The 20,637-nt window shown below is 70.7% G+C and carries 19 protein-coding genes and 2 tRNA genes; 8 read left to right on the top strand and 13 right to left on the bottom strand.

From position 1 onward, the window contains the following. Window positions 1–81: 81 nt before the first annotated feature. Window positions 82–1,047 (top strand): helix-turn-helix domain-containing protein, encoded by a 966-nt coding sequence (locus ACZ7OO_RS00515; RefSeq protein WP_471500041.1) that lies wholly within the window; start codon window positions 82–84, stop codon window positions 1,045–1,047. Window positions 1,048–1,089: 42 nt separating this feature from the next. Here the strand turns inward: ACZ7OO_RS00515 and def are convergent, their stop codons facing one another. From def to ACZ7OO_RS00555, 8 genes are all read right to left on the bottom strand, one after another. Further along, complete coding sequence (gene def, locus ACZ7OO_RS00520) at window positions 1,090–1,740, bottom strand: peptide deformylase (protein WP_471500043.1); 651 nt, start codon at window positions 1,738–1,740, stop codon at window positions 1,090–1,092. Between the two features lie 126 nt (window positions 1,741–1,866). Continuing rightward, window positions 1,867–2,847 (bottom strand): hypothetical protein, encoded by a 981-nt coding sequence (locus tag ACZ7OO_RS00525; protein ID WP_471500045.1) that lies wholly within the window; start codon window positions 2,845–2,847, stop codon window positions 1,867–1,869. Window positions 2,848–2,958: 111 nt separating this feature from the next. Further along, window positions 2,959–4,275 carry an HD-GYP domain-containing protein gene (locus ACZ7OO_RS00530; RefSeq protein WP_471500047.1) on the bottom strand — a complete coding sequence of 439 codons (1,317 nt, stop codon included), beginning with the start codon at window positions 4,273–4,275 and terminating at the stop codon, window positions 2,959–2,961. Further along, window positions 4,272–5,591 carry an HD-GYP domain-containing protein gene (locus tag ACZ7OO_RS00535; RefSeq protein WP_471500049.1) on the bottom strand — a complete coding sequence of 440 codons (1,320 nt, stop codon included), beginning with the start codon at window positions 5,589–5,591 and terminating at the stop codon, window positions 4,272–4,274. The genes ACZ7OO_RS00530 and ACZ7OO_RS00535 overlap by 4 nt, the downstream gene beginning before the upstream one ends. A 148-nt stretch (window positions 5,592–5,739) precedes the next feature. Then, window positions 5,740–6,078, bottom strand: coding sequence for a mycothiol system anti-sigma-R factor (rsrA, locus tag ACZ7OO_RS00540; protein ID WP_471500051.1), 339 nt, complete (start codon window positions 6,076–6,078; stop codon window positions 5,740–5,742). After that, window positions 6,075–6,758: an RNA polymerase sigma factor SigR gene (gene sigR, locus ACZ7OO_RS00545; protein WP_471501206.1), complete on the bottom strand. Its 684-nt coding sequence runs from the start codon at window positions 6,756–6,758 to the stop codon at window positions 6,075–6,077. The genes rsrA and sigR overlap by 4 nt, the downstream gene beginning before the upstream one ends. A gap of 256 nt (window positions 6,759–7,014) precedes the next feature. Then, window positions 7,015–7,647: an alpha/beta hydrolase family protein gene (locus ACZ7OO_RS00550; protein ID WP_471500053.1), complete on the bottom strand. Its 633-nt coding sequence runs from the start codon at window positions 7,645–7,647 to the stop codon at window positions 7,015–7,017. A gap of 27 nt (window positions 7,648–7,674) precedes the next feature. Beyond that, window positions 7,675–8,490 carry an SOS response-associated peptidase gene (locus tag ACZ7OO_RS00555; RefSeq protein ID WP_352219827.1) on the bottom strand — a complete coding sequence of 272 codons (816 nt, stop codon included), beginning with the start codon at window positions 8,488–8,490 and terminating at the stop codon, window positions 7,675–7,677. Between the two features lie 192 nt (window positions 8,491–8,682). Between ACZ7OO_RS00555 and ACZ7OO_RS00560 the strand changes: the two genes are divergently transcribed. The 4 genes from ACZ7OO_RS00560 to ACZ7OO_RS00575 all read left to right on the top strand — a co-directional run bounded on the left by ACZ7OO_RS00560 (window position 8,683) and on the right by ACZ7OO_RS00575 (window position 12,264). Continuing rightward, window positions 8,683–9,396, top strand: a complete 714-nt coding sequence (locus ACZ7OO_RS00560; protein ID WP_471500055.1) for a M50 family metallopeptidase — start codon at window positions 8,683–8,685, stop codon at window positions 9,394–9,396. 120 nt (window positions 9,397–9,516) lie between these two features. Then, window positions 9,517–10,845, top strand: a complete 1,329-nt coding sequence (gene aroA, locus ACZ7OO_RS00565) for a 3-phosphoshikimate 1-carboxyvinyltransferase (protein WP_471500057.1) — start codon at window positions 9,517–9,519, stop codon at window positions 10,843–10,845. Between the two features lie 12 nt (window positions 10,846–10,857). Beyond that, window positions 10,858–11,868, top strand: coding sequence for a ribosome small subunit-dependent GTPase A (rsgA, locus tag ACZ7OO_RS00570; RefSeq protein WP_471500059.1), 1,011 nt, complete (start codon window positions 10,858–10,860; stop codon window positions 11,866–11,868). A 72-nt stretch (window positions 11,869–11,940) separates the two neighbouring features. Next, entirely contained in the window at window positions 11,941–12,264 is a 324-nt protein-coding gene (locus tag ACZ7OO_RS00575) for a DMT family transporter (RefSeq protein ID WP_471500061.1), read from the top strand. A 16-nt stretch (window positions 12,265–12,280) separates the two neighbouring features. Here ACZ7OO_RS00575 and ACZ7OO_RS00580 read toward each other — a convergent pair whose 3' ends face one another. Next, window positions 12,281–12,886: a TetR/AcrR family transcriptional regulator gene (locus ACZ7OO_RS00580; RefSeq protein ID WP_471500063.1), complete on the bottom strand. Its 606-nt coding sequence runs from the start codon at window positions 12,884–12,886 to the stop codon at window positions 12,281–12,283. A gap of 196 nt (window positions 12,887–13,082) precedes the next feature. Between ACZ7OO_RS00580 and hisN the strand changes: the two genes are divergently transcribed. The 3 genes from hisN (at window position 13,083) to ACZ7OO_RS00595 (ending at window position 15,019) form a co-directional block, all read left to right on the top strand. Beyond that, window positions 13,083–13,883 (top strand): histidinol-phosphatase, encoded by an 801-nt coding sequence (gene hisN / locus ACZ7OO_RS00585; RefSeq protein ID WP_471500065.1) that lies wholly within the window; start codon window positions 13,083–13,085, stop codon window positions 13,881–13,883. A 184-nt stretch (window positions 13,884–14,067) separates the two neighbouring features. Next, on the top strand, window positions 14,068–14,460 hold the full coding sequence (locus ACZ7OO_RS00590; RefSeq protein WP_471500067.1) for a CBS domain-containing protein: 393 nt from the start codon (window positions 14,068–14,070) through the stop codon (window positions 14,458–14,460). Between the two features lie 139 nt (window positions 14,461–14,599). After that, window positions 14,600–15,019, top strand: coding sequence for a Fur family transcriptional regulator (locus tag ACZ7OO_RS00595; protein ID WP_471500069.1), 420 nt, complete (start codon window positions 14,600–14,602; stop codon window positions 15,017–15,019). Window positions 15,020–15,164: 145 nt separating this feature from the next. Here the strand turns inward: ACZ7OO_RS00595 and ACZ7OO_RS00600 are convergent. From ACZ7OO_RS00600 to ACZ7OO_RS00615, 4 genes are all read right to left on the bottom strand, one after another. Then, window positions 15,165–15,238: transfer RNA gene (locus ACZ7OO_RS00600), tRNA-Met, on the bottom strand. 85 nt (window positions 15,239–15,323) lie between these two features. Next, on the bottom strand, window positions 15,324–17,165 hold the full coding sequence (locus ACZ7OO_RS00605) for a tetratricopeptide repeat protein (protein ID WP_471500072.1): 1,842 nt from the start codon (window positions 17,163–17,165) through the stop codon (window positions 15,324–15,326). Window positions 17,166–17,380: 215 nt separating this feature from the next. Next, window positions 17,381–17,454, bottom strand: a tRNA-Met gene (locus ACZ7OO_RS00610). Window positions 17,455–17,495: 41 nt separating this feature from the next. After that, window positions 17,496–20,474: a UPF0182 family membrane protein gene (locus ACZ7OO_RS00615; RefSeq protein ID WP_471501208.1), complete on the bottom strand. Its 2,979-nt coding sequence runs from the start codon at window positions 20,472–20,474 to the stop codon at window positions 17,496–17,498. Window positions 20,475–20,637 lie beyond the last annotated feature (163 nt).

The raw sequence follows: 20,637 nt of genomic DNA on the forward strand, positions 1-20,637 counted from the left end.
CGCGCCGGATACTCCTTACCGTGAGTGGCAGCACTGCCATGCAGCCTCGAATTACTGCCAGCGGCGAGGCACACTGGCAGCATGCTGAATAACGTGGCCACAGTGCTGCTGGACGGTGTGCACCCCTTCGAGCTCGGGGTGGTCTGCGAGGTCTTCGGCCTCGACCGCTCCGACGAGGGGCTGCCGGTGTACGACTTCGCGGTGGTCTCGGCGGAGGGGCCGGCGCTCGGCACCCATGTGCCGGGCCTCACCGTCTCCACGCCGTACGGTCTGGACCGGCTGGAGGAGGCCGATCTGATCGCGGTGCCGGCCTCCGACGCCAATGTCGACCGGGAGTACCCGCCCGAACTGCTCGACGCGCTGCGCCGGGCGGTGGACCGGGGTGCCCGGGTGCTCAGCATCTGCTCCGGCGTCTTCGTGGTGGGCGCGGCCGGGCTGCTGGACGGGCGCCGGTGTGCCGTGCACTGGCGGCACGCCCAGCTGCTGGCCCGCCGCTTCCCGCGCACCCGGGTCGAGCCGGACGTGCTGTACGTCGACGAGGACCCGGTCATCACCTCGGCGGGCACCGCGGCCGGCATCGACGCCTGTCTGCACATCGTCCGCAAGGAACAGGGCCCCGAGATCGCCAAGAAGATCGCCCGGCGGATGGTGGTGCCCCCGCACCGGGACGGCGGCCAGGCCCAGTACATCGAGCGCCCGCTGCCGGAGGGTCCCTGCGACACGGTCGGCGAGGTGCTGGCCTGGATGGCGGAGCATCTCGACGAGGAGGTCACCGTCGAGCAGCTGGCCGCCCGCGCCCTGATGGCCCCGCGCACCTTCGCCCGCCGCTTCCAGCAGGAGACCGGGACCACGCCGTACCGCTGGATCCTGCGGCAACGGGTGCTGCTGGCCCAGGAGTTGCTGGAGGGGACGGACGAGACGATGGACGCCATCGCGGGCCGCACCGGCTTCGGTACGGCGGCCGCGCTGCGGCACCAGTTCGTGAAGGAACTGGGCACCACACCGAACGCCTACCGGCGCGCCTTCCGGGGGCCGGCGGCCGCCTGAACGCCTACCGGCGCGCGTTCCCGACAACAGCCCTGCTCCGCCTCAGTCGTTGGCGACCACGGGGTAGCGGGGCTCGTTCTCGGCCATCTGCCGCAGGGCGTCCTTGCGCTCACGCTTGGAGAGCCGGTCGATGTACAGGTAGCCGTACAGATGATCGGTCTCGTGCTGCAAACACCGAGCGAAGTAGCCGGTGCCGCGCACCTTGATCGGGTTGCCCTTCTCGTCCTGCCCGGTGACCTCGGCGTAGTCGGGCCGGGCGAGCGGGGCGTAGGCGGTGGGCACCGACAGGCACCCCTCGTTGCTGTCGTCCAGCCGCCGCTTGTCCGCCGGGAGGTCGACCAGCTTCGGGTTGCACACCACGCCCACGTGCCGGGCACCTTCGTCGTCCTGGCAGTCGTAGACGAACACCTTCAGATCGACGCCGATCTGGTTGGCGGCGAGGCCGACGCCCTCGGCGGTCCGCTGGCTGGCGAACATGTCGGCGACCAGCTGCGCCAGCTCGTCCCCGAACTCGGTGACGTCCTTGCACTCCTTGTGCAGCACCGGGTTCCCGACGACGGTGATGGGCCGCGAGGTCCCCCGCGCACGCCAGGCGTTCTCGCGCTCCTCGGTCCCCTCGGTGTCGATGACGAACCCCTCGTCATCCACGGGGAGCACGGCCGCGTGCTGCTGATCGGTGTCCTGCTGCGCCATGACCGACGTAAGCCTTCCTAGGTAAAGCGGGGAGAGATGTTGCAGGTACAGGGTACGGGGATGCTTTCAGGGGCGCGGGGCTGTGACGTATGCGACTCCGCCGCGCGGGCAGCCGAAGCACAAAGCTCAGCAAACCTCTTCCAGATCCCGCCAGTCCCGAGAGTCAGGGCTGTCGGCAACCCACCCGTCCAGCAACCCCCTCACCAGCGAAGCCGGCGCAGCCACCCCGCACTCCCGCTCCGGCACCCACAGCTGCCCGTCCGTCCGGTGCCCCAGCGGCCCCGGATGCCCCGGCTCACTGTGGTCGTGCGGATCGAGATGCACCCCGTCGCCCTCGTCGGACGGCATCCGCGACTCGGAGCACATGCGGCACAGCAACCGCACCGACGACGACCAGTCCTCCGCCGCGAACCCGGCGTCCCCGGCCAGCTGTTCCAGCGCGTCCCGGTCGGTCTCCGTCGCCGCCTCCAGCAGCACCACCCAGGTCGGCACCGGCGACGGCGCCCACAGCTCGATCTCGTCGAAGACGGGGTACGCGTGCCCGGTCGCCGTGGTCCGCTCGCCGTGCGGCACGCCGTCGTGCAGCACGACCTCGCCCCAGCGCCGCCCGGACGACGGCAGCGGAATGGACTGCACCTCGATGCGGGCGGGGTCCAGCCGCCGCCCCCACACCACCTCGGCCTCCCCCTCCGGGGACAGCCGTACAGCGGCACTGCCCAGGTCCATCCCGGTCGGCTCACCGGACGCGGTGGCGCCCCCGGGCACCCGCAGCCCGTACGCCTGCCAGGCCCGCCGGGCCAGCGGCCAGTCCTGCAGGGCGGTCGCGGCGATACCGACGTTCCACCAGTCGGGCGCCCCGGTCTCCCGGTCAAGGAGGGCCACCGCGCGCAGCCCGGCCGCCCGCGCCTGCTCCCAGTCGTGCCGGAACTTGTGCAGCAGGGCGAGGTTGAACCAGGACTCGGACAGCCACGGTTCCAGGTCGGCGGCACGTGTCAGCAGTTCGCCCGCGTCCTCGTACCGGCCGTCGCCGATCAGCGTGAACGCGCGATCGGTGGCCTGCCGCCAGGAGGCGGAGGGCCGGTGCCGTCCCTTGCCGAAGATCCTCACGATTCCCGCCTGCCAGTTCCATTTCCGCACAGTGGGCTGGCTTGTGCCCCCGGACACCCTCTCCCTCGCATCCAACCACGTACGACGGGAGGGCCGCTCATTACCCATGGGTTACCCAGCCGTGCGCAAGGTCAGACAGTCCCTGGAGAGTACGCGTGCCAGGCACTCCACGACCTCGGGAGCGTAGTCCCCCGCAGTGGCCAGGCGTAACTCCTCCAGCGCGGTCAACGGCCCACCGGGCCCGGAATCCCGGGCCTTCTCCTCGTACGCGTTGACGACCCGCACGATCCGCGCGGCGAGCGGCTGCTCCCGGTACGGATCGGCCTGCCGCTCCACGACCACGGCGACCGCCGCGTCCACCCCGGTCTGCCGTACGACGGCCCCGCCGAGCAGGGCTATGCGGCGCTGTTCCGCCGGCGGCAGCGCGGCCGTGGCCCCGGCCGGTACCGGGTCGACCAGGCTCAGCTGGCCGATGTCGTGCATCAGCGCCGCGTACTCCAGCACGGTGAGCTCCGCTCCGGACAGCCCCAGGTCACGCCCGACGGCCTGGCTGAGTGTGGCGACCCGGCGGGCGTGCCCGGCCGGGGTGTACCCCGCTATCTCGGTGGCGCGGGCGAGGGAGGCGATGGTCTGCCGGTAGGTGGCCCGCACGGCCGTGTACCGGCGCAGGGACAGCTGGGTGAGGAGGAGGGGCAGACAGAAGACGGGCAGCGCCCAGAGGCCGACGACGGCGACGGCCAGCGCCATCACCGCCCCGGTGGCACAGACTGCGGACCCGATGCCGAGCAGTCCGCGCAGCTCGTCCCGGAGCAGCGGCCCGAACGGCCATCCGGTGCGGGAGTGCGCCTGCGCGGCGGCGAGTACGGCGTCGCACAGCGCGGTGAGCACCAGCAGCGCGACCAGCAGCAGAGCGTACGCCGGTCCGCCCCACTGCTCCAACACGCCCCTGCTGTAGAGGGGTTGGAAGCAGACGGCGGCGAAGCCGACGGTGAGCACCCGGCGGGCGAGATGGTCGAGGGTGGGCCGGCGGCCGCCGGCTATGTGGGGCACGCTGCCGAGCAGCGAGGCCGCGCAGACGACGGTGACGACCTGAAAGGCCCCGTCGTGCGTGGCGACCCCGCCGTCGGCACCGAGCAGGGCGTAGGCGAGCCCTCCGGCGGCCCCGAGCGGAGCGGCCTCGCGCGCCTCGGCACCGGTCCGGCGGTTCAGCTCCCCGACGGCGACGAGGCCCCCGAAGGCGAGCGCGACCCCCCGGCCGTCGAGCCCTTCCCAGAGGGTGCCGGCGAGACAGCCGAGAGCGAGGAGAAGGGCGGCGAGCCGGATGCACCAGAGGGCCCGGGGGAAGTGGAAACGCAGTCCGACAGGTGGACCGGCGGGGCCACGATCCGCTCTCGGCCCGGTGCCGAACGCCAGGTTGCCCGGTGTCATGGGGTGCCCCGCACGACGCTCTGCGCCTCGCTTCTCGGCCGACCGGAACCGGTGGGGCCGGGTGGGAGGACGTCGGCGGTGACCGCGGGGTGCCAGCCCTCCTTGGCCAGGGCTCGGACCAGGGCGTCGACAGCCCGCGAGTCGAATTGCCGGCCGGCGCAGCGTCGTAACTCCTCCACCGCCGCCCCTACCGGCCGGGCCCGGCTGTAGGAGCGCGTCGAGGTCATCGCGTCGAACGCGTCGGCGACGGCCACCACGCGGGCTGACTCGGGGATCTGACTGCCGACCAGACCGTAGGGGTAGCCGCTGCCGTCGATGCGCTCATGGTGGTGCAGGATCGCGGCGCGGGCCTCGCCGAGGAAGGAGATCCCGCGCACCATCTCGTGGCCGTACTCGGGGTGGAGCTCGATGATCCGGCGTTCCTCCGGGGTGAGCGGGCCGTCCTTGCGCAGCAGCCGGGTCGGGACGCCCAGTTTCCCCACGTCGTGCAGGATGCCCGCGAAGCGGAGCACCTCCACCCGTTCGTCGTCCATGCCCAGTTCACGGGCGATCATCACGGAGGCCTGTCCGACCCGCTCGCTGTGCCCGCGGGTGTAGCCGTCCTTGATGTCGACGGCCTGGACGAGCGCGCGGATGGTGGCCTGGTGGGCGGCCCGTTCCCGGTGGTACTGGGCGAACACCCACCAGGACACGCACATCGGCAGCAGGACGAGCAGCGCGGCGACGGGACCGAAGGGGCTGCGCCACAGCACGGCCATCATCAGCCCGGCGAGCCCGTGCACCCCGATCGACGCGAGGGACCGGGAGAGCAGACCGCGCCAGGCCCGCCGTGCCGGGACGCGCTCGGCCAGGGCGAGGATCCCGCCGTCCAGCAGTGCGAGCACCCCGCAGAACGCCAGGACCGCCGCCGCGCAGGGCAGCAGCGCGTACGGGAATTCACAGTCCACGACGGAGTCCCGGCCGCCCAGCGCCCAGTGGACACGCCCCGCGCCCCAGACGGCGAGCGCCAGTTCGGCGGCCCGCCAGATCCGCCGTAGCGCCTGCGGCCGCTGCTCGACGTGCGCGAGCAGCGCACCCGGCAGCGGTACGAGCGCGGCGGCCGGCGGTGGCAGCAGGAACGCACCGGCGAGCAGCACCGGGTAGAAGGTGCCGCCGAGCCGACGTCGTACGACGTGTTCGCAGCCCGCGTACAGCGCGGCCAGCAGGGCCACCGCCCACCAGGGCGTGCGCAGGGACGGCAGTGGCAACAGACAGCACAGGGCGCCGAGGGCGACACAGGTCACGTACGCGCGCACCCGCGCCGGAACCGCCTCCATCTCGCCCCTCCCCCGACCATGCCTGTCCAGGCTCAGGAGCCTAGGCGGGAGCCGGAGGGTCCGGGGGATATGACCGGAGGATTAGCACATTCGGGTGACGGACCACCGGGGCGGCGACGCCCCGCGGGGAGCACTCGGCGAGGGCCGCTCAGCTCTCCTGCGAAGTGACCGGAGCGGCCTGTTTGGCCGGTGCGGTCTGCGTGGCCGTGACGTCGTGCTCCGGGACGGCCTGGCCGGAGCGGATCAGGTCCAGCCGCCCCAGCACCTTGGCCCGCAGGTCACTCGGTACGTCGTCATGGCCGCAGCACCGCTTGACCAGCTTCTTCACGGCCTGCTCCAGCCCGTACTTCTCCAGGCAGGGCGAGCACTCCTCGAAGTGCTGCTTGAACTTGACGCGATCGACGTCCGGCATCTCACTGTCGAGGAACTCGTACAGATGGTCGAGTACCTCACTGCAGTCCGTCTCGTGCGGCTCTCCGCAGCTCATGAGCCCGAGCCTTTCGCTTCGTTCGACTCTCCGGCGCCGGCCGGGACGAGGCCGCGATCACGCGCGTAGTCCTCCAGCATGCCGCGCAGTTGACGGCGGCCCCGGTGCAGCCGGGACATCACCGTACCGATGGGTGTCCCCATGATGTCCGCGATCTCCTTGTACGCAAAGCCCTCTACGTCAGCGAGGTAGACGGCGATGCGGAATTCCTCGGGGATCGCCTGCAGCGCTTCCTTCACATCCGAGTCGGGCAGGTGGTCGAGCGCCTGCGACTCCGCGGAGCGCAGACCGGTCGACATGTGCGACTCGGCGCGGGCGAGCTGCCAGTCCTCGATCTCCTCGGCCGCTGAGCGCTGGGGTTCGCGCTGCTTCTTGCGGTACGAGTTGATGAAGGTGTTGGTCAGAATGCGATACAGCCAGGCCTTGAGGTTGGTGCCCTCACGGAACTGGTGGAACGACGCGTACGCCTTGGCATAGGTCTCCTGCACCAGGTCCTCGGCGTCGGCCGGGTTGCGCGTCATGCGCAGCGCGGCCGAGTACATCTGGTCGAGGAATTCCAGCGCGTCCCGCTCGAAGCGCGCGGTGCGCTCCGAGGTCGACTCCGCGCTCGTGCCCTGGCCCTCGGGCAGCTCCGCCTGGCCGTTGTCGGTCCCTGCGTCGGTCCCAGTGACCGGACCCACCTCCTCAAGATCCAGGGCAGGACCGAAACCGATCCCACTCGACTCGGAGGATAGAACACGACCCGTGCCTGCCGCCGCTCGAATAGGAGCGGTCTTGGCCGCGTGCAGCACTGTCCAGTCCAGGTCAGCGCTGCTGCTGCGGCTCGGGCAGATGGTCGAACCCATGCGGCGGACTTCCTCTCCTTCGGCGTCGGCGCTGGTGCCCCAGCACTTCTGTCCGCCTCAACAGTGGTCCGCCACTCAACATTCCCGGGTGTCACCCGAGTGGTGCGGTCCACTCGACGACCGCGTTCGTGATGATCGCCACTGCCCGTTCCGGCTCGATGTCTGCCCTTTTGGGCACCGCGAACCCATGATCGCCGTACGGCACCTCGACGAGTGCGTAGTCACCCTCCGGGAACTCGGCCGGCTTCCCGAACGGGTCGTTCCCGCCCTGGACGACGAGCGTGGGCACCCCGGCCCCCAGGAGCTCCTCGGCCCGCGACTTCTCCGGCCTGCCCGGCGGGTGCAGCGGGAAGCTGAGCGCGAGGACGGCGGCCGCGCCCAGCTCCGTGGCCGTACGGCAGGCGACCCGGGCCCCGGCGCTGCGCCCGCCGGACACCACCGGCAGCCCCGGTGCGGCGAGCGCGGCCCACACGCCCCGCCAGCCCACGTCGAGGGTCTTCGGCGCGGGGGCAAGCTTCTTGCCGGCGACCCGCCAGGGCTGCTCCACGAGCGCGACGGTCACACCGTGTTCCGGCAGTACCGCGGCGATCGCCTGGAGGTCGTGTGCCTCGATGCCCCCGCCCGCTCCATGGCTCACGGCGAGCACCAGCCGCGCCTTCTCCGCCTCGTACCAGGTGATGCGGGCGTCCCCCGCCTCCGTACCGACGATCTTCGAAGTGGTCACGCCTGAAGGCTAGGTCACGCCGGAAGGCTAGAAGAGCGTGCTTTCTTCCGGTGCCTCCAGCTCCGTCAGCAGCTCCGGGCTGTTGTTGCGGACGTTGCTGACGGCCGTGGAGACCGGGTAGGCCCGCATCAGGCCCTCCGGGGGCGGGGCGAGCAGCGACCGCAGGTCCTCGACGTCCGTGCGGGCCGGGTCGAGCCAGGCGTCCCAGCGGTCCGGGGTCAGCATCAGCGGCATCCGGGGGTGGATGTCGGACAGTGACCGGGGGCCCTCCGCGGGCGCCACCGCCAGCGGCGAGGTCTCCGCCTCCGTGGTGATCACCGAGCAGGTCACCCACCAGGCCAGCGGGTGCTCGTCGGGGAGCGTGCGGTCCCGCCAGAACTCGTACAGCCCGGCCATGGCGAACACCGAGCCGTCGGCGGGCAGTACGAAGTACGGCTGCTTGCGCGGCCGCTTCTTCCTGCCCTCGACCTCCAGGTCCCGCTCCTCCTTGGCGGTGACCCACTCGTAGTAGCCGTCGGCGGGCAGGATGCAGCGGCGGGCGGCGAAGGCGCGGCGGTACGACGGCTTCTCGTGCACGGTCTCGGCGCGCGCGTTGATCATCCGGGCTCCGCCCTCGGGCGACTTGGCCCAGGAGGGCACCAGGCCCCACTTGAGCCTGCGCAGCTGGCGGACCGGCCGCTTGTCGTCGGCGTCCTTCAGGGGCCGGTCCAGGACCGCGTAGACCTCCTTGGTGGGGGCCACGTTGTAGTCGGGCTCCAGAGTCTCCTCGGGCTCCCACTTCTCGACCTCGAAGATTCCGGCCAGGTCCTCGGGCCTACGACTCGACGCGTACCGTCCGCACATCTTCACAACCCTACATTTCACTCCCGGGACTGAGGACGGGACGGCGGACCGGCCCGCGTCTCGCGCCCAACTCGCCGACGGATCCCGGTGATCCGGGGACGTTCCCTTTCTCCTGGCCGTTGGGATGCCGTCCACACATACATACGTGTCACACTGCCGGTTCCGTACGACGAGAGGGAACGACCGGAGACCATGGACACCAGCACAGCGACCTCTCTCTGGGACGAGCTGACCGGCACCCAGCCCGACCCGGACCTGTGGGTGGTGATCGTGACGCTGGCCGCCGCGGCCGCCGTGGTCGTCCCGCACACCGTGTGGCGGATAGCGCGCAACGCCATCACGATCGCCCACGAGGGCGGCCACGGCCTGGTCGCCCTGCTCACCGGCCGCCAGCTCACCGGCATCCGTCTGCACTCCGACACCAGTGGCCTCACGGTCAGCCGGGGCAAGCCGCACGGCCTGGGCATGATCCTCACGGCGGCGTTCGGCTACACCGCGCCGCCGCTCCTCGGCCTGGGCGGCGCGGCCCTGCTCGGCGCCGGCCGCATCACCCTTCTGCTGTGGGTCGCGACGGCCCTGCTCATCGCCATGCTGGTGATGATCCGCAACGCGTACGGCGTCCTGACGGTGTTCCTGACGGGCGGCGCGTTCCTGCTGGTGTCCTGGCTGGCCGGGCCCCAGGTGCAGGCGGCGTTCGCGTACGCGGTGGTGTGGTTCCTGCTGCTGGGCGGCGTGCGCCCGGCGTTCGAACTACAGGCGAAGCGCTCCCGGGGCGGAGCCGGTGACTCGGACGCGGACCAACTGTCACGGCTGACCCACGTACCGGCGGGGATGTGGCTGTTCCTGTTCCACGCGGTGTCGCTGTGTTCGCTGATCGGTGGGGGCAGGTGGCTGCTGGGGGCATGACCGGCCCTCCTGTTCGGGGGCGCGGGGCCGTGTCGGTCGGCGGCTCCGCCGCGGGCACGGGCGGCCCCCACACAGCCGCACACGAAGGCTCTACTCGCGGCCTCCCACTAAAGTGACCCCATGGCCGCAAACCCCACCGCACCAACCGCCCTCTGGCCCGCCCCCCAGGCAAGCGGAGCCGTCGACGCGACGGTCCACGTGCCCGGGTCCAAGTCGGTCACCAACCGCGCGCTCGTCCTCGCCGCCCTCGCCTCCGAACCCGGCTGGCTCCGCCGCCCCCTCCGGTCCCGTGACACCCTGCTGATGGCCGGCGCCCTGCGGGCGATGGGCGTCGGCATCGACGAAGGCGTCGGCCCCGACGGCTCCGGCGAGGCGTGGCGTGTGCTCCCGGCCGGCCTGCGCGGCCCCGCCACGGTCGACGTCGGCAACGCCGGCACGGTGATGCGCTTCCTGCCGCCCGTCGCCACCCTCGCCGCGGGCGACATCCGCTTCGACGGCGACCCCCGCTCCTACGAACGCCCGCTGCACGGTGTGATCGACGCCCTGCGTGCCCTCGGCGCCCGGATCGACGACGACGGCCGGGGCGCGCTCCCGCTGACCGTGCACGGCAGCGGCGCTCTGGAGGGCGGCCCGGTGTCGATCGACGCCTCGTCCTCGTCCCAGTTCGTGTCGGCCCTGCTGCTCTCCGGCCCGCGGTTCAACCAGGGCGTGGAGGTCCGCCACATCGGCGCGACGCTCCCCTCCCTCCCTCACATCCGGATGACCGTCGACATGCTGCGCGCGGTCGGCGCCCAGGTGGACACCCCGGAGTCGGGCGGCGAGCCGAACGTCTGGCGGGTCACCCCGGGCGCGCTGCTCGGCCGGGACCTGACCGTCGAGCCGGACCTCTCGAACGCCCAGCCGTTCCTCGCCGCCGCCCTGGTGACAGGCGGCAAGGTGCTGATCCCGGACTGGCCGTCGCGTACGACCCAGCCCGGTGACCGGCTGCGCGAGATCTTCACCGAGATGGGCGGTACCTGCGAACTGACCGAGTACGGCCTGGAGTTCACCGGTTCCGGCCGGATCCACGGCATCGACGTCGACCTGGGTGACGTGGGCGAGTTGACCCCCGGCATCGCCGCGGTCGCCGCCCTCGCCGACTCCCCCTCCACCCTCCGGGGCGTGTCCCATCTCCGTCTCCACGAGACGGACCGGCTGGCCGCGCTCACCAAGGAGATCAACGAGCTGGGCGGTGACGTCACCGAGACCGCCGACGGCCTGCACATCCGCCCGCGCAGGCTGCGCGGCGGGGTCTTCCACACCTACGAGGACCACCGTATGGCCACGGCCGGTGCGATCATCGGCCTGGCCGTGGAGGGTGTTCAGATCGAGAACGTGGCGACCACGGCGAAGACCCTGCCGGACTTCCCCGACCTGTGGACCGGGATGCTCGGGAGCGACGGGGCCTAGGGGCGTACGACCATGCGCCGCTACGGCAAGCACACCGACGAGGACGACATCCGCCAGCGCCCCAACCGCAAGGGCACCCGGCCCCGTACGCACATCCGCCCCGCACACGAGGACGCGGCCGAGGGCATGGTCCTCACCGTCGACCGGGGCCGGCTGACCTGCCTGGTCGACGACCGGACCGTGCTGGCGATGAAGGCCCGTGAGCTGGGCCGCAAGGCGGCGGTGGTGGGCGACAGGGTCGCCCTCGTCGGTGACCTGTCCGGCAGGAAGGACACGCTCGCGCGGATCGTCCGGATCGAGGGGCGCGCGTCGGTGCTGCGCCGGACCGCGGACGACGACGACCCGTTCGAGCGGGTGGTCGTGGCCAACGCCGACCAGTTGGCGATCGTCACGGCCCTGGCCGACCCCGAACCGCGCCCGCGCCTGATCGACCGCTGTCTGGTCGCGGCCTTCGACGGCGGACTCACACCGCTCCTGATCATGACCAAGTCGGACCTGGCCCCACCGGACGAACTCCTGGAGCTGTACGGCGCGCTGGACATCCCGTACGTCGTCACGAGCCGCGAGGAGCTGGAGACCGGCGACGCGGCCCAGCGCGTGCGGGAGCAGATCGACGGCAAGATCACCGCGTTCGTCGGCCACTCGGGCGTCGGCAAGACGACCCTGGTGAACGCGCTGGTCCCGAAAGACCGTCGCCGCATCACGGGTCATGTGAACGCCGTGACGGGCCGGGGCCGTCACACCACCACGTCCGCGCTCGCCCTCCCCCTGTCCGAAGACGGCGGCTGGGTCATCGACACCCCGGGCATCCGCTCCTTCGGACTGGCCCATGTCGACCCGTCCCGGGTGATCAACGCGTTCCCGGACCTGGAGCCCGGCACGGTGAACTGTCCGCGCGCGTGCAGCCACGACGAGCCGGACTGCGCGCTGGACGAGTGGGTCGCCGAGGGCCACGCGGACCCGGCCCGTCTCTACTCGCTGCGCCGGCTGCTGGCCACGCGGGAGCGCAGGGAAGGCGACTGACCACCGCGTTGTTTGTCCTGGCCGGCGTTCGGTAAGTGCATAATCGCACCTGGACTTACGGGAGGACGGCACATGGCGTGGCTGCTGGTGATCGTGGCCGGGATTCTGGAGACCGGCTTCGCCGTGTGCCTCAAGCTCTCCCACGGTTTCACCCGCCTATGGCCGACGATCGCCTTCGCGTCCTTCGCCCTGGGCAGCTTCGGCCTCCTGACCCTCTCCCTCAGGAAGCTGGACGTGGGCCCGGCGTACGCGGTGTGGACAGGCATCGGGGCGGCCGGCACGGCGATCTACGGCATGATCTTCCTGGGCGACCTGGTATCCACCCTGAAGATCGTCTCCATCAGCCTGGTCATCATCGGCGTGATCGGCCTCCAGCTCTCGGGCTCGACCCACTAGTCACACGCGGCCCTTCTCACACCGGCTGCCGCTGCAACACCCCCCGCACCAACTCCGCCAACCCGCCCTCCACCGGCGGCGCGGCCACACACGACAGCGCAAGCCGGACGACGAGTTCACAGGACCGGACCAGCTCACCGTTCCCCTTCACCGCTCCCGGCCCGGACAGCACCGCCACCGCGCGATCCCGCACGATCTGCACGAATTCCCCGGGCGAGGGCAACGGCCCATCCGCCCGCCGCTGCGCCGGCACCGCGGAGGACGACGGCACAGCGGTCAACGTCGGCGACGGCAGCCGCTCGCTCCAGCCTCCCGTGAGCATCGCCCGTACCAGCACGCTCTCACGAGCCGCCACCGCCATCCACTCGGCCGTCGCCGTCAGGCGTTCCCGCACCTCGGTATGGCTGCCGAGCGCCCGCTCGACCCCCGCCAGATACCCGTCGGCCTCCCGACGCACCAGCGCCCTCGCCAGGCCTTCCTTGCTGCCGAACTCGTTGTACAGCGTCTGCCGGGAAACCCCGGCCGCCGCGGCCACGTCGACCATCCGCACAGCGGCCCACGGCCGGCGGGCCAGCGCCGTGAACGCGGCGTCCAGCAGGGATTCCCGGGCTGCAGGCATCATCGCCTCCTGGGGCGAGCGAGTCTGCGCCCAGATTTGACGCGCACGATCCCACTGTCAAGGGTTCGCGAAGGCACCGGGGGGCGCCCTTCGGCCAACGCACGCGGGCAGTGGATCCTGCACAAATCCTCGGGCATCCCCCGTATGCGCCTCATCCCTGTGTAGCCCCGCCCCCACCCCGGCAGATAGCGTTCGTCACATGCCGGACTACCACGATGACCTGCGGCTCGCCCACGTGCTCGCGGACGCGGCCGACGCCGCCACCATGGCCCGCTTCAAGGCCCTCGACCTCAAGGTCGAGACCAAGCCGGACATGACCCCGGTGAGCGAGGCGGACAAGTCCGCCGAGGAACTGGTCCGCGGCCAGTTGCAGCGCGCCCGCCCACGGGACGCGATCCTCGGCGAGGAGTACGGCATCGAGGGCACCGGCCCGCGCCGCTGGGTGATCGACCCGATCGACGGCACCAAGAACTACGTACGCGGCGTCCCTGTCTGGGCGACCCTGATCTCCCTGATGGAGGCGGCCGAGGGCGGCTACCGGCCGGTCGTCGGCGTGGTCTCCGCGCCCGCGCTTGGCCGCCGCTGGTGGGCGGCGCAGGGTCACGGCGCCTACACCGGCCGCAGCCTCACCTCGGCCACCCGCCTGCATGTCTCCAAGGTCTCGAAACTGGCCGACGCCTCCTTCGCGTACTCCTCGCTGAGCGGCTGGGAGGAGCGCGGCCAGCTGAGCGGCTTCCTGGACCTCACCCGCGAGGTGTGGCGCACGCGCGCGTACGGCGACTTCTGGCCGTACATGATGGTCGCCGAGGGGTCGGTGGACATCTGCGCCGAGCCGGAGCTGTCCCTGTGGGACATGGCGGCCACCGCGATCGTGGTGACGGAGGCCGGCGGCACCTTCACCGGCCTGGACGGCCGCCCCGGCCCGCACAGCGGCAACGCGGCCGCCTCCAACGGTCTGCTCCACGACGAGCTGCTGTCATACCTCACCCAGCGTTACTGAAACAGGCTTCTGAGGCAGAACAGAGCAGTCTTCTACAGCACATATGAGCGCGTGCGCCCTCAGTTGGCTGCCCGCACCCCCTTGTTGACCCGGGCTTTACCTGCCACCCTGTGAGAATCCCCACTTTGTGCATTTGTGAATCGCTGAGCTATCTCCGCGGTTCCCTAAGGAGGTGGCACCCTTCATGCTCGTCCGTGACGCCATGAGCACGGTGGTCCTCACCGTCGGCCCAGCCCACACACTCCGCCAGGCAGCCGCCCTGATGTCCGCGCGTCGCGTGGGCGCGGCGATCGTCCACGACCCGGACGCCGGCGGCATCGGCATCCTCACCGAGCGCGACATCCTGAACTCCGTCGGCCTGGGCCAGAACCCGGACACGGAGCCCATCCACGCCCACACCACCAACGACGTCGTGTTCGCCGCCCCGACCTGGACCCTGGAGGAGGCGGCCCGGGCGATGGCCCATGGCGGCTTCCGCCATCTGATCGTCCTCGACGGCGGTGAGCCGGCCGGCATCGTCTCGGTCCGCGACATCATCCGCTGCTGGGTCGGGGCCCGCACACCGCAACCCGTCTAGCACTCCCGACCGCACGCCGAAGGGGCCGGACTCCGACCTCCGGGGATCCGGCCCGCATGTTGGACTTAGTCCAAGTCAAGTTGAGTTCCAAAGTCACACCTATTCGGAAAATGGTCCGCCTGCTGTTAAGCTGGTGTCTATGAGTGACCTTCTGGAACGGCTGCGTGGACGCGGATGGCGGATGACCGCGCAGCGACGTGTCGTGGCCGAGGTCCTCGACGGCGAGCACGTCCATCTGACGGCCGACGAGGTCCACGCCAGGGCTGTCGCCAAGCTGCCGGAGATCTCCCGGGCGACCGTCTACAACACGCTGGGTGAGCTGGTCTCGCTCGGCGAGGTCCTCGAGGTCTCGACAGACAAGCGCGCCAAGCGGTACGACCCGAACGCGCACCGCCCCCACCACCACCTGGTCTGCGCCCGTTGCGGCTCGATCCGCGACGTCCACCCCACCGGCAACCCGCTGGCCGACCTCCCCTCCTCCGAGCGCTTCGGCTTCACGGTCTCCGACGTCGAGGTGACGTACCGAGGCCTGTGCCCGGACTGCGCGACGGCCGCCTGACGGACGTCCCCGAAGGGCCCCGGCACCCTTGTGGCGCCGGGGCCTTCGTGGCAACTGGGCTCGACGCCCTTGCGTAGCCGTGCGCGTGCCCATGCAAACACCGAGGGCCGGAGTCCATTTCTGGATTCCGGCCCTCGGCCTTCAGTAGCGGGGACAGGATTTGAACCTGCGACCTCTGGGTTATGAGCCCAGCGAGCTACCGAGCTGCTCCACCCCGCGGCGATGAATGGAACATTACGTGAGGGACGCCAGCAGAAGCAAATCCATTGCTGTCAGCCCGCCTGACCTGCGGAAAGGCTCGGGCTCAGGCCGACAGCTCCTCGCGTAGGGCGTCCCGCAGCCGACCCGCCCGCTCGGTCACCTCGGCCGGTCCAAGCGTCACCGCCCGGTCCGCCCACCGCTGCCCCTCCGCCAGCTCGCCACGACGCGCGTAGACCAGGGCCAGCCGCAACGCCGCCCGCCCGTGCCCCGCGTCGGCGGCCCTCTGCCACCACACGGCGGCCTCCGGCTCGCTTCCCTCCCGGGCCAGCAACAGCCCCAGGTTGAACGCCCCGTTCCGCGACCCGGCCTCGGCCGCGATCCGGTACCACCGCGCCGCCTCCACCACGTCTCCGCGGGCGGCGGCGAGCATCCCGACGCGCACCTGGGCACGCCGGTGTCCCTGCGAGGCGGCCCGCTCGTACCACTCCTCGCACTCGGTCTTGGTGTGCAGCGAGGACTCACCGAGCTCGTGCTCGGACACCGCAGGCCGACGTGCGTCGAGCACGGCGGCGAGCCGGTAGGCGGCCTCGGCGCTCCCGCCGCCCGCGGCGCACCGCAGATGCCGCTCGGCGGTGGCCTCGTCGCCCTCCCGCAGCCGGGCGATGCCGACCTGGAGTGCCGCCTCCGTGTGCCCGGCGGCGGCCGCCTGCTCGTAGCAGCGCAGCGCGACACGGTCCTCACCGCGCCCGGCGTAGAGGATCCCGAGGTTGAACGCGGCGTCCACGCTGCCGGCCTCTGCGGCCTTGGAGAACCACGGTTCGGCGCCGGCCGTGTCGCCGCCCTGGAGCAGCAGGATGGCGAGGGCGTTGGCCGCCTCCCGGTGCCCCGCGTAGGCCGCCCGCCGGTACCACTGCTCGGCCTGCGCGGTCCGCCCCTGCTCGGCGCAGAGCAGCCCGAGGTTGTACGCCCCGTTGTCGTCGCCCGCATCCATCGCCGCCCGGTACCAGCGCTCGGCGGTCTGTGTCTCGCCGCGCTCGGCGTGCAGCGCGCCGAGTGCGTTGGCCGCGTTGCCGTCGCCGTCCTGCGCGGCTCGCAGCCACCACACGGCGGCGCTCTCCGTGTCCCCGGCGTCGCGCAGCAGGAAGCCGAGCGCACAGGCGGCTCGGGCCTCGCCGTCCTTGGCGGAGGTCAGGTACCAGCGCCCCGCCTCCTTGAGTTGGCCGCGCTTCTCCAGGATCGCCCCGAGGTGCAGCGCGGCCCGTCGGTGGCCGCGTGCGGCCGCCTGCCGGTACCACTGCTCGGCCTCTTCGGCCTCCGGAGCCCCGGCGGCGGCCTCCGTACCGACACCGTTGTCACCCCCGGTCTCGCCCTCGCCCGCCAACGCTCTGCGGTCGAGCGCGCGCGCCAGTCGGTACGCGGCCTCCCGGTGCCCGCGCTCGGCGGCGGCCCGCATCCACTGGCCGGCGTCCGCGTCCCCCCGGTGCTCCAGCAGGTCGGCCAGCGCGTAGGCGCCGAGAGCGTGGCCCTGCTCGGCGGACTGGCGCAGCCAGTACTCGGCGGCGGGTTCGTCCCCGCGCTCCCGGTGGTGCCGGCCCAGCGCGTGGGCCGCGGCCGCGGAGCCGGCGACCGCGGCGATCCGCCACCATCCGGCGGCCTCCTCGGGATAGCCGCGCTGGTGCAGCAGGACGCCGAGGTTGTTGGCGGCGGCACGGTCACCGGCGGCGGTGGCGGCACGCAACTGGGGTTCGGCTCCGTCGAGGTCGCCGCGGCGCAGCAGCATGGCGCCGAGGACACTCATCGACTCGACGTCACCGGCCTCGGCATGGAGCCGGCAGCGTGCCTCCTCAGCGGCCTCAGCGGCCTCGTCGCGGGTCGGCTCCTCGCCCGAAGGCTGCACAAATCGCCCTGTCTCGAACAGAGTTGCCTTGTCCCCCATAACGTCCATCGTCGCACCACCTGCAACCTGGGTACATCCGGTATAGCGCAACCCGTAAGGTCACTTCAGCGTTTTGTCGACATGCCCACAGAACGACAAGTCAAACACATCTCCGCCAACTCCCCACAGCGGCACGGCTACCTCACGCATCGGTACATGCGTTCGCCGCCCGTCCGGACACCACGAAGGCCCGGATCCTCTTGGATCCGGGCCTTCGACTTCAGTAGCGGGGACAGGATTTGAACCTGCGACCTCTGGGTTATGAGCCCAGCGAGCTACCGAGCTGCTCCACCCCGCGCCGTTGTGTTCAAACCGTACCACGGCGCGGGGCGGGCGTGATCACCCGCTCGGACTGGGACTGCTGCTCGCGCCGGGGCTGCTGCTCGCGCTGGGACTCACACTGGCACCGGGGCTCGGACTGCTGCTCGGCGATGCGCCCCCACCGGTCTTGTCGGCCTTGGACTGCGCCTTCTCGGCCCGGCTCAGCGCGTCCTGCAGCTGGGCCTGCGCCTTGCCGTACGCCGTCCAGTCACCCTTCTTCAGGGCTTCCTGTCCCGCCTCGAAGGCCTTCTGGGCGTCGTTCAGCGCCTCCTGGACCGTCGGATTACCGGACGTCGGCGGCGTGGTCGTCCCGGTGTCCGAGGATCCGGTGTCCGAGGACCCCGTGCCCGAACCGTTCGAGCCGAACACCTTGTTGAGCGCCTCGTCGAGGGTGTTCTCGAAGGCGGTCTTGCCCTCGTAGGTCACCAACACCTTGCGCAGCAGCGGGTACTTGACCCCGGCACCGCGTACGTAGACGGGCTCCGCGTACAGCAGGCCCCCGTCCAGTGGCACGGTCAGCAGATTGCCGTACTCCACCTCGGAGTCGCCGCCCTTGAGGAGTTTGATCGCGGCGGCGATGTCCTGTTCGGAGTTGAACTTGCTCTGGACCTGTTTGGGGCCGTCGACGGTCGTACTGGTCGGCAGTTTCAGGATTCTGATCTTGCCGTAGTCCTTCGAACCGGCCTCGGAGTCGACCGACATGAACGCGCTGAGGTTGTCCCGGCCGTTGGGCGTGAACGTCGTCGACAGCGAGAACGCCTGCTGACTCTGGTCGGGCATCTTCATGCTCAGGTAGTACGGCGGCACCGCGTTGCCCGACCTGTTGCTCGGGTCGTCGGGCACCTGCCACACCTCGCTGCCGGTCAGGAACGTCTGGGCGTCCGTCACGTGGTAGCGGGTGAGCAGCTCGCGCTGGACCTTGAACAGGTCCTGGGGATAGCGGAGATGGCCCATCAGGTCCGACGAGATGGCCGACTTCGGCTGCACCGTGCCGGGGAAGGCCTTCATCCAGGTCTTCAGCACCGGGTCCTCGGTGTCCCACTGATAGAGCTTGACCTCGCCGGTGTACGCGTCGACGGTCGCCTTCACCGAGTTGCGAATGTAGTTGACCTGGTCCTGCTGGGCCACCACTGCACGCGAGTTGTTGGTCGCGGTCAGCGAATCGGCCGTCGTGTCACCGAGGGTCGTACGGGAGGCGTACGGATAGCCGTTGGTCGTCGTGTACGCGTCTACGATCCACTGGATACGGCCCTGGACGACCGCCGGGTAGGCGTCGCCGTCGATGGTCAGCCAGGGGGCGACCGCCTCGACGCGCTCCTTGGGCGTGCGGTTGTACAGGATCCGCGAGCCCTTGCCGATCGCACCGGAGTAGAGGATCTGCGGTTCGTTGAACGCGACCGCGTACGCGGCCCGGTTGACCGGGCTGGAGAGGCTGACCCCGCTCTTGCCCTCGTAGCTGGTGGTCTTCTCACCGTTGTCGTCGGAGTAGTCGATCTCCTTCTGGGGACCGCCGACGATCGAGTAGGTGTTGGTCTTCTCGCCGTAGTAGACCCGCTGCTGGTATGTCCCCAGGTCGCCCGTGGACGGCAGGTCGGACTCGGTGAAGACCGGCTGTCCCTGGCTGTCGGCCTCGGTGCCCTTGGCGGCGACCACGCCGTAGCCGTGGGTGTAGCGGAAGTGGTCGTTGATCCAGTTGTTCTTCGGGATGCCGGCGAGGTTCAGCTCACGCAGACCGATGACGGTGTCCTGGATCTTGCCGTCCTTGGTGTAGCGGTCCACGTCCAGATTGTTCGGGAACGCGTAGTAGTTACGCATCTGCTGGAGCTGCTGGAACGTGGGCGAGACGATGTTCGGGTCCATGATCCGGATGCTCGCCGTGGCGCCGACGTCGTCGCGGAGCTTGGTCTTGTCCGGGGTGGTGCTCCTGCCCGTGTACTCGGTGACCTTGGTGTCGTCGATGCCGTACGCCTCGCGGGTCGCCCTGAGGTTCTTCTGGACGTACGGAGCTTCCTTGGCCTGCTCGTTGGGCTGGACCTGGAACTTCTGGACGATCGCCGGGTACAGGCCGCCGATGAGGATCGCCGACAGGACCATCAGGCCGAAGCCGATGACGGGCAGCTGCCAGGTGCGCCGCCACAGGGTGGCGAAGAACAGCAGCGCGCAGATGACGGCGATGCAGAACAGGATCGTCTTCGCCGGCAGATACGCGTTCGCGTCGACGTACCTGAGGCCCGTCCAGTTCCCGGTGGCCTTGAAGTCGCTGGACTTGACGGCCAGTCCGTAGCGGTCGAGCCAGTAGGCGACCGCCTTGAGGGCGACGAAGAAGCCGAGCAGCACCGAGAGGTGCCCGGTAGCCGCACCCGTGGCACGCGCGCCGGGGCTGGTGACCCGCAGCCCGCCGTACAGGTAGTGGGTGAGCGCGGCGGCGATCAGGGAGAGGATCGCGGTGGCGAAGCCGAAGCCCAACAGGAACCGGTACCAGGGCAGGTCGAAGGTGTAGAAGGAGATGTCGAGGTGGAACTGCGGGTCCTTCTGGTGGAAGGGCACGCCGTTGACCCACATCAGCCAGGTCCGCCACTGGCCGGCCGCGGAGGCACCGGCGATCAGCCCGACCAGCGCGGTGACCGCGAGCAGCAGCCACTTCTTGTACGGCGCGATGCCCATCCGGTAGCGGTCCAGGCTCTGTTGCTCCATGGACATGGCGCTCAGCGGCGGGCGCAACCGGTGCGCGAGCCAGATGTTGAAGCCCACCGCGGCCGCCATCAGCAGGCCGAAGACGAAGAACAGCCCGATCTTCGTCCACAGGGTGGTGGTGAACACCGAGGAGTAGTGCACCGACCGGTACCAGAGCCAGTCCGTCCAGAAGCCCGCGAACATGGTGAACACCATGCCGAGTACGGCGAGCACGCCCAGTGTCATGAGCAGGGTCCGGACACGCCGCGACGGGCGGGCCGCTCTGATCCGCGGCCCCGTCGGGCCTCCGCCGCGGTCCGGCATCTGGAAAGCCAAGGTGCGCACCTCGAAGTTCGCTGTTGATCCGCTTCTGAATCCGTCAGACCCCCGTGATCGGGGGCCTTTCGTGGCCCCCCGTGATCGTGGGGCCACACCTATGCAACTTACTCACCGTTTACTCGGTTCCCGATTCCGGCCATGAACGAGG

Source organism: Streptomyces sp. NPDC111744, assembly GCF_055634995.1.

Bases quoted from the DNA above. Each gene is read 5' to 3' on its own strand.
- ACZ7OO_RS00530 (WP_471500047.1), bottom strand. From the start codon at position 4,275: ATGACACCGGGCAACCTGGCGTTCGGCACCGGGCCGAGAGCGGATCGT.
- ACZ7OO_RS00535 (WP_471500049.1), bottom strand. From the start codon at position 5,591: ATGGAGGCGGTTCCGGCGCGGGTGCGCGCGTACGTGACCTGTGTCGCC.
- ACZ7OO_RS00515 (WP_471500041.1), top strand. From the start codon at position 82: ATGCTGAATAACGTGGCCACAGTGCTGCTGGACGGTGTGCACCCCTTC.
- def (WP_471500043.1), bottom strand. From the start codon at position 1,740: ATGGCGCAGCAGGACACCGATCAGCAGCACGCGGCCGTGCTCCCCGTG.
- aroA (WP_471500057.1), top strand. From the start codon at position 9,517: ATGGCCGCAAACCCCACCGCACCAACCGCCCTCTGGCCCGCCCCCCAG.
- ACZ7OO_RS00560 (WP_471500055.1), top strand. From the start codon at position 8,683: ATGGACACCAGCACAGCGACCTCTCTCTGGGACGAGCTGACCGGCACC.
- ACZ7OO_RS00605 (WP_471500072.1), bottom strand. From the start codon at position 17,165: ATGGACGTTATGGGGGACAAGGCAACTCTGTTCGAGACAGGGCGATTT.
- rsrA (WP_471500051.1), bottom strand. From the start codon at position 6,078: ATGAGCTGCGGAGAGCCGCACGAGACGGACTGCAGTGAGGTACTCGAC.
- rsgA (WP_471500059.1), top strand. From the start codon at position 10,858: ATGCGCCGCTACGGCAAGCACACCGACGAGGACGACATCCGCCAGCGC.
- ACZ7OO_RS00590 (WP_471500067.1), top strand. From the start codon at position 14,068: ATGCTCGTCCGTGACGCCATGAGCACGGTGGTCCTCACCGTCGGCCCA.
- ACZ7OO_RS00555 (WP_352219827.1), bottom strand. From the start codon at position 8,490: ATGTGCGGACGGTACGCGTCGAGTCGTAGGCCCGAGGACCTGGCCGGA.
- hisN (WP_471500065.1), top strand. From the start codon at position 13,083: ATGCCGGACTACCACGATGACCTGCGGCTCGCCCACGTGCTCGCGGAC.
- ACZ7OO_RS00575 (WP_471500061.1), top strand. From the start codon at position 11,941: ATGGCGTGGCTGCTGGTGATCGTGGCCGGGATTCTGGAGACCGGCTTC.
- ACZ7OO_RS00580 (WP_471500063.1), bottom strand. From the start codon at position 12,886: ATGATGCCTGCAGCCCGGGAATCCCTGCTGGACGCCGCGTTCACGGCG.
- ACZ7OO_RS00615 (WP_471501208.1), bottom strand. From the start codon at position 20,474: ATGCCGGACCGCGGCGGAGGCCCGACGGGGCCGCGGATCAGAGCGGCC.
- ACZ7OO_RS00595 (WP_471500069.1), top strand. From the start codon at position 14,600: ATGAGTGACCTTCTGGAACGGCTGCGTGGACGCGGATGGCGGATGACC.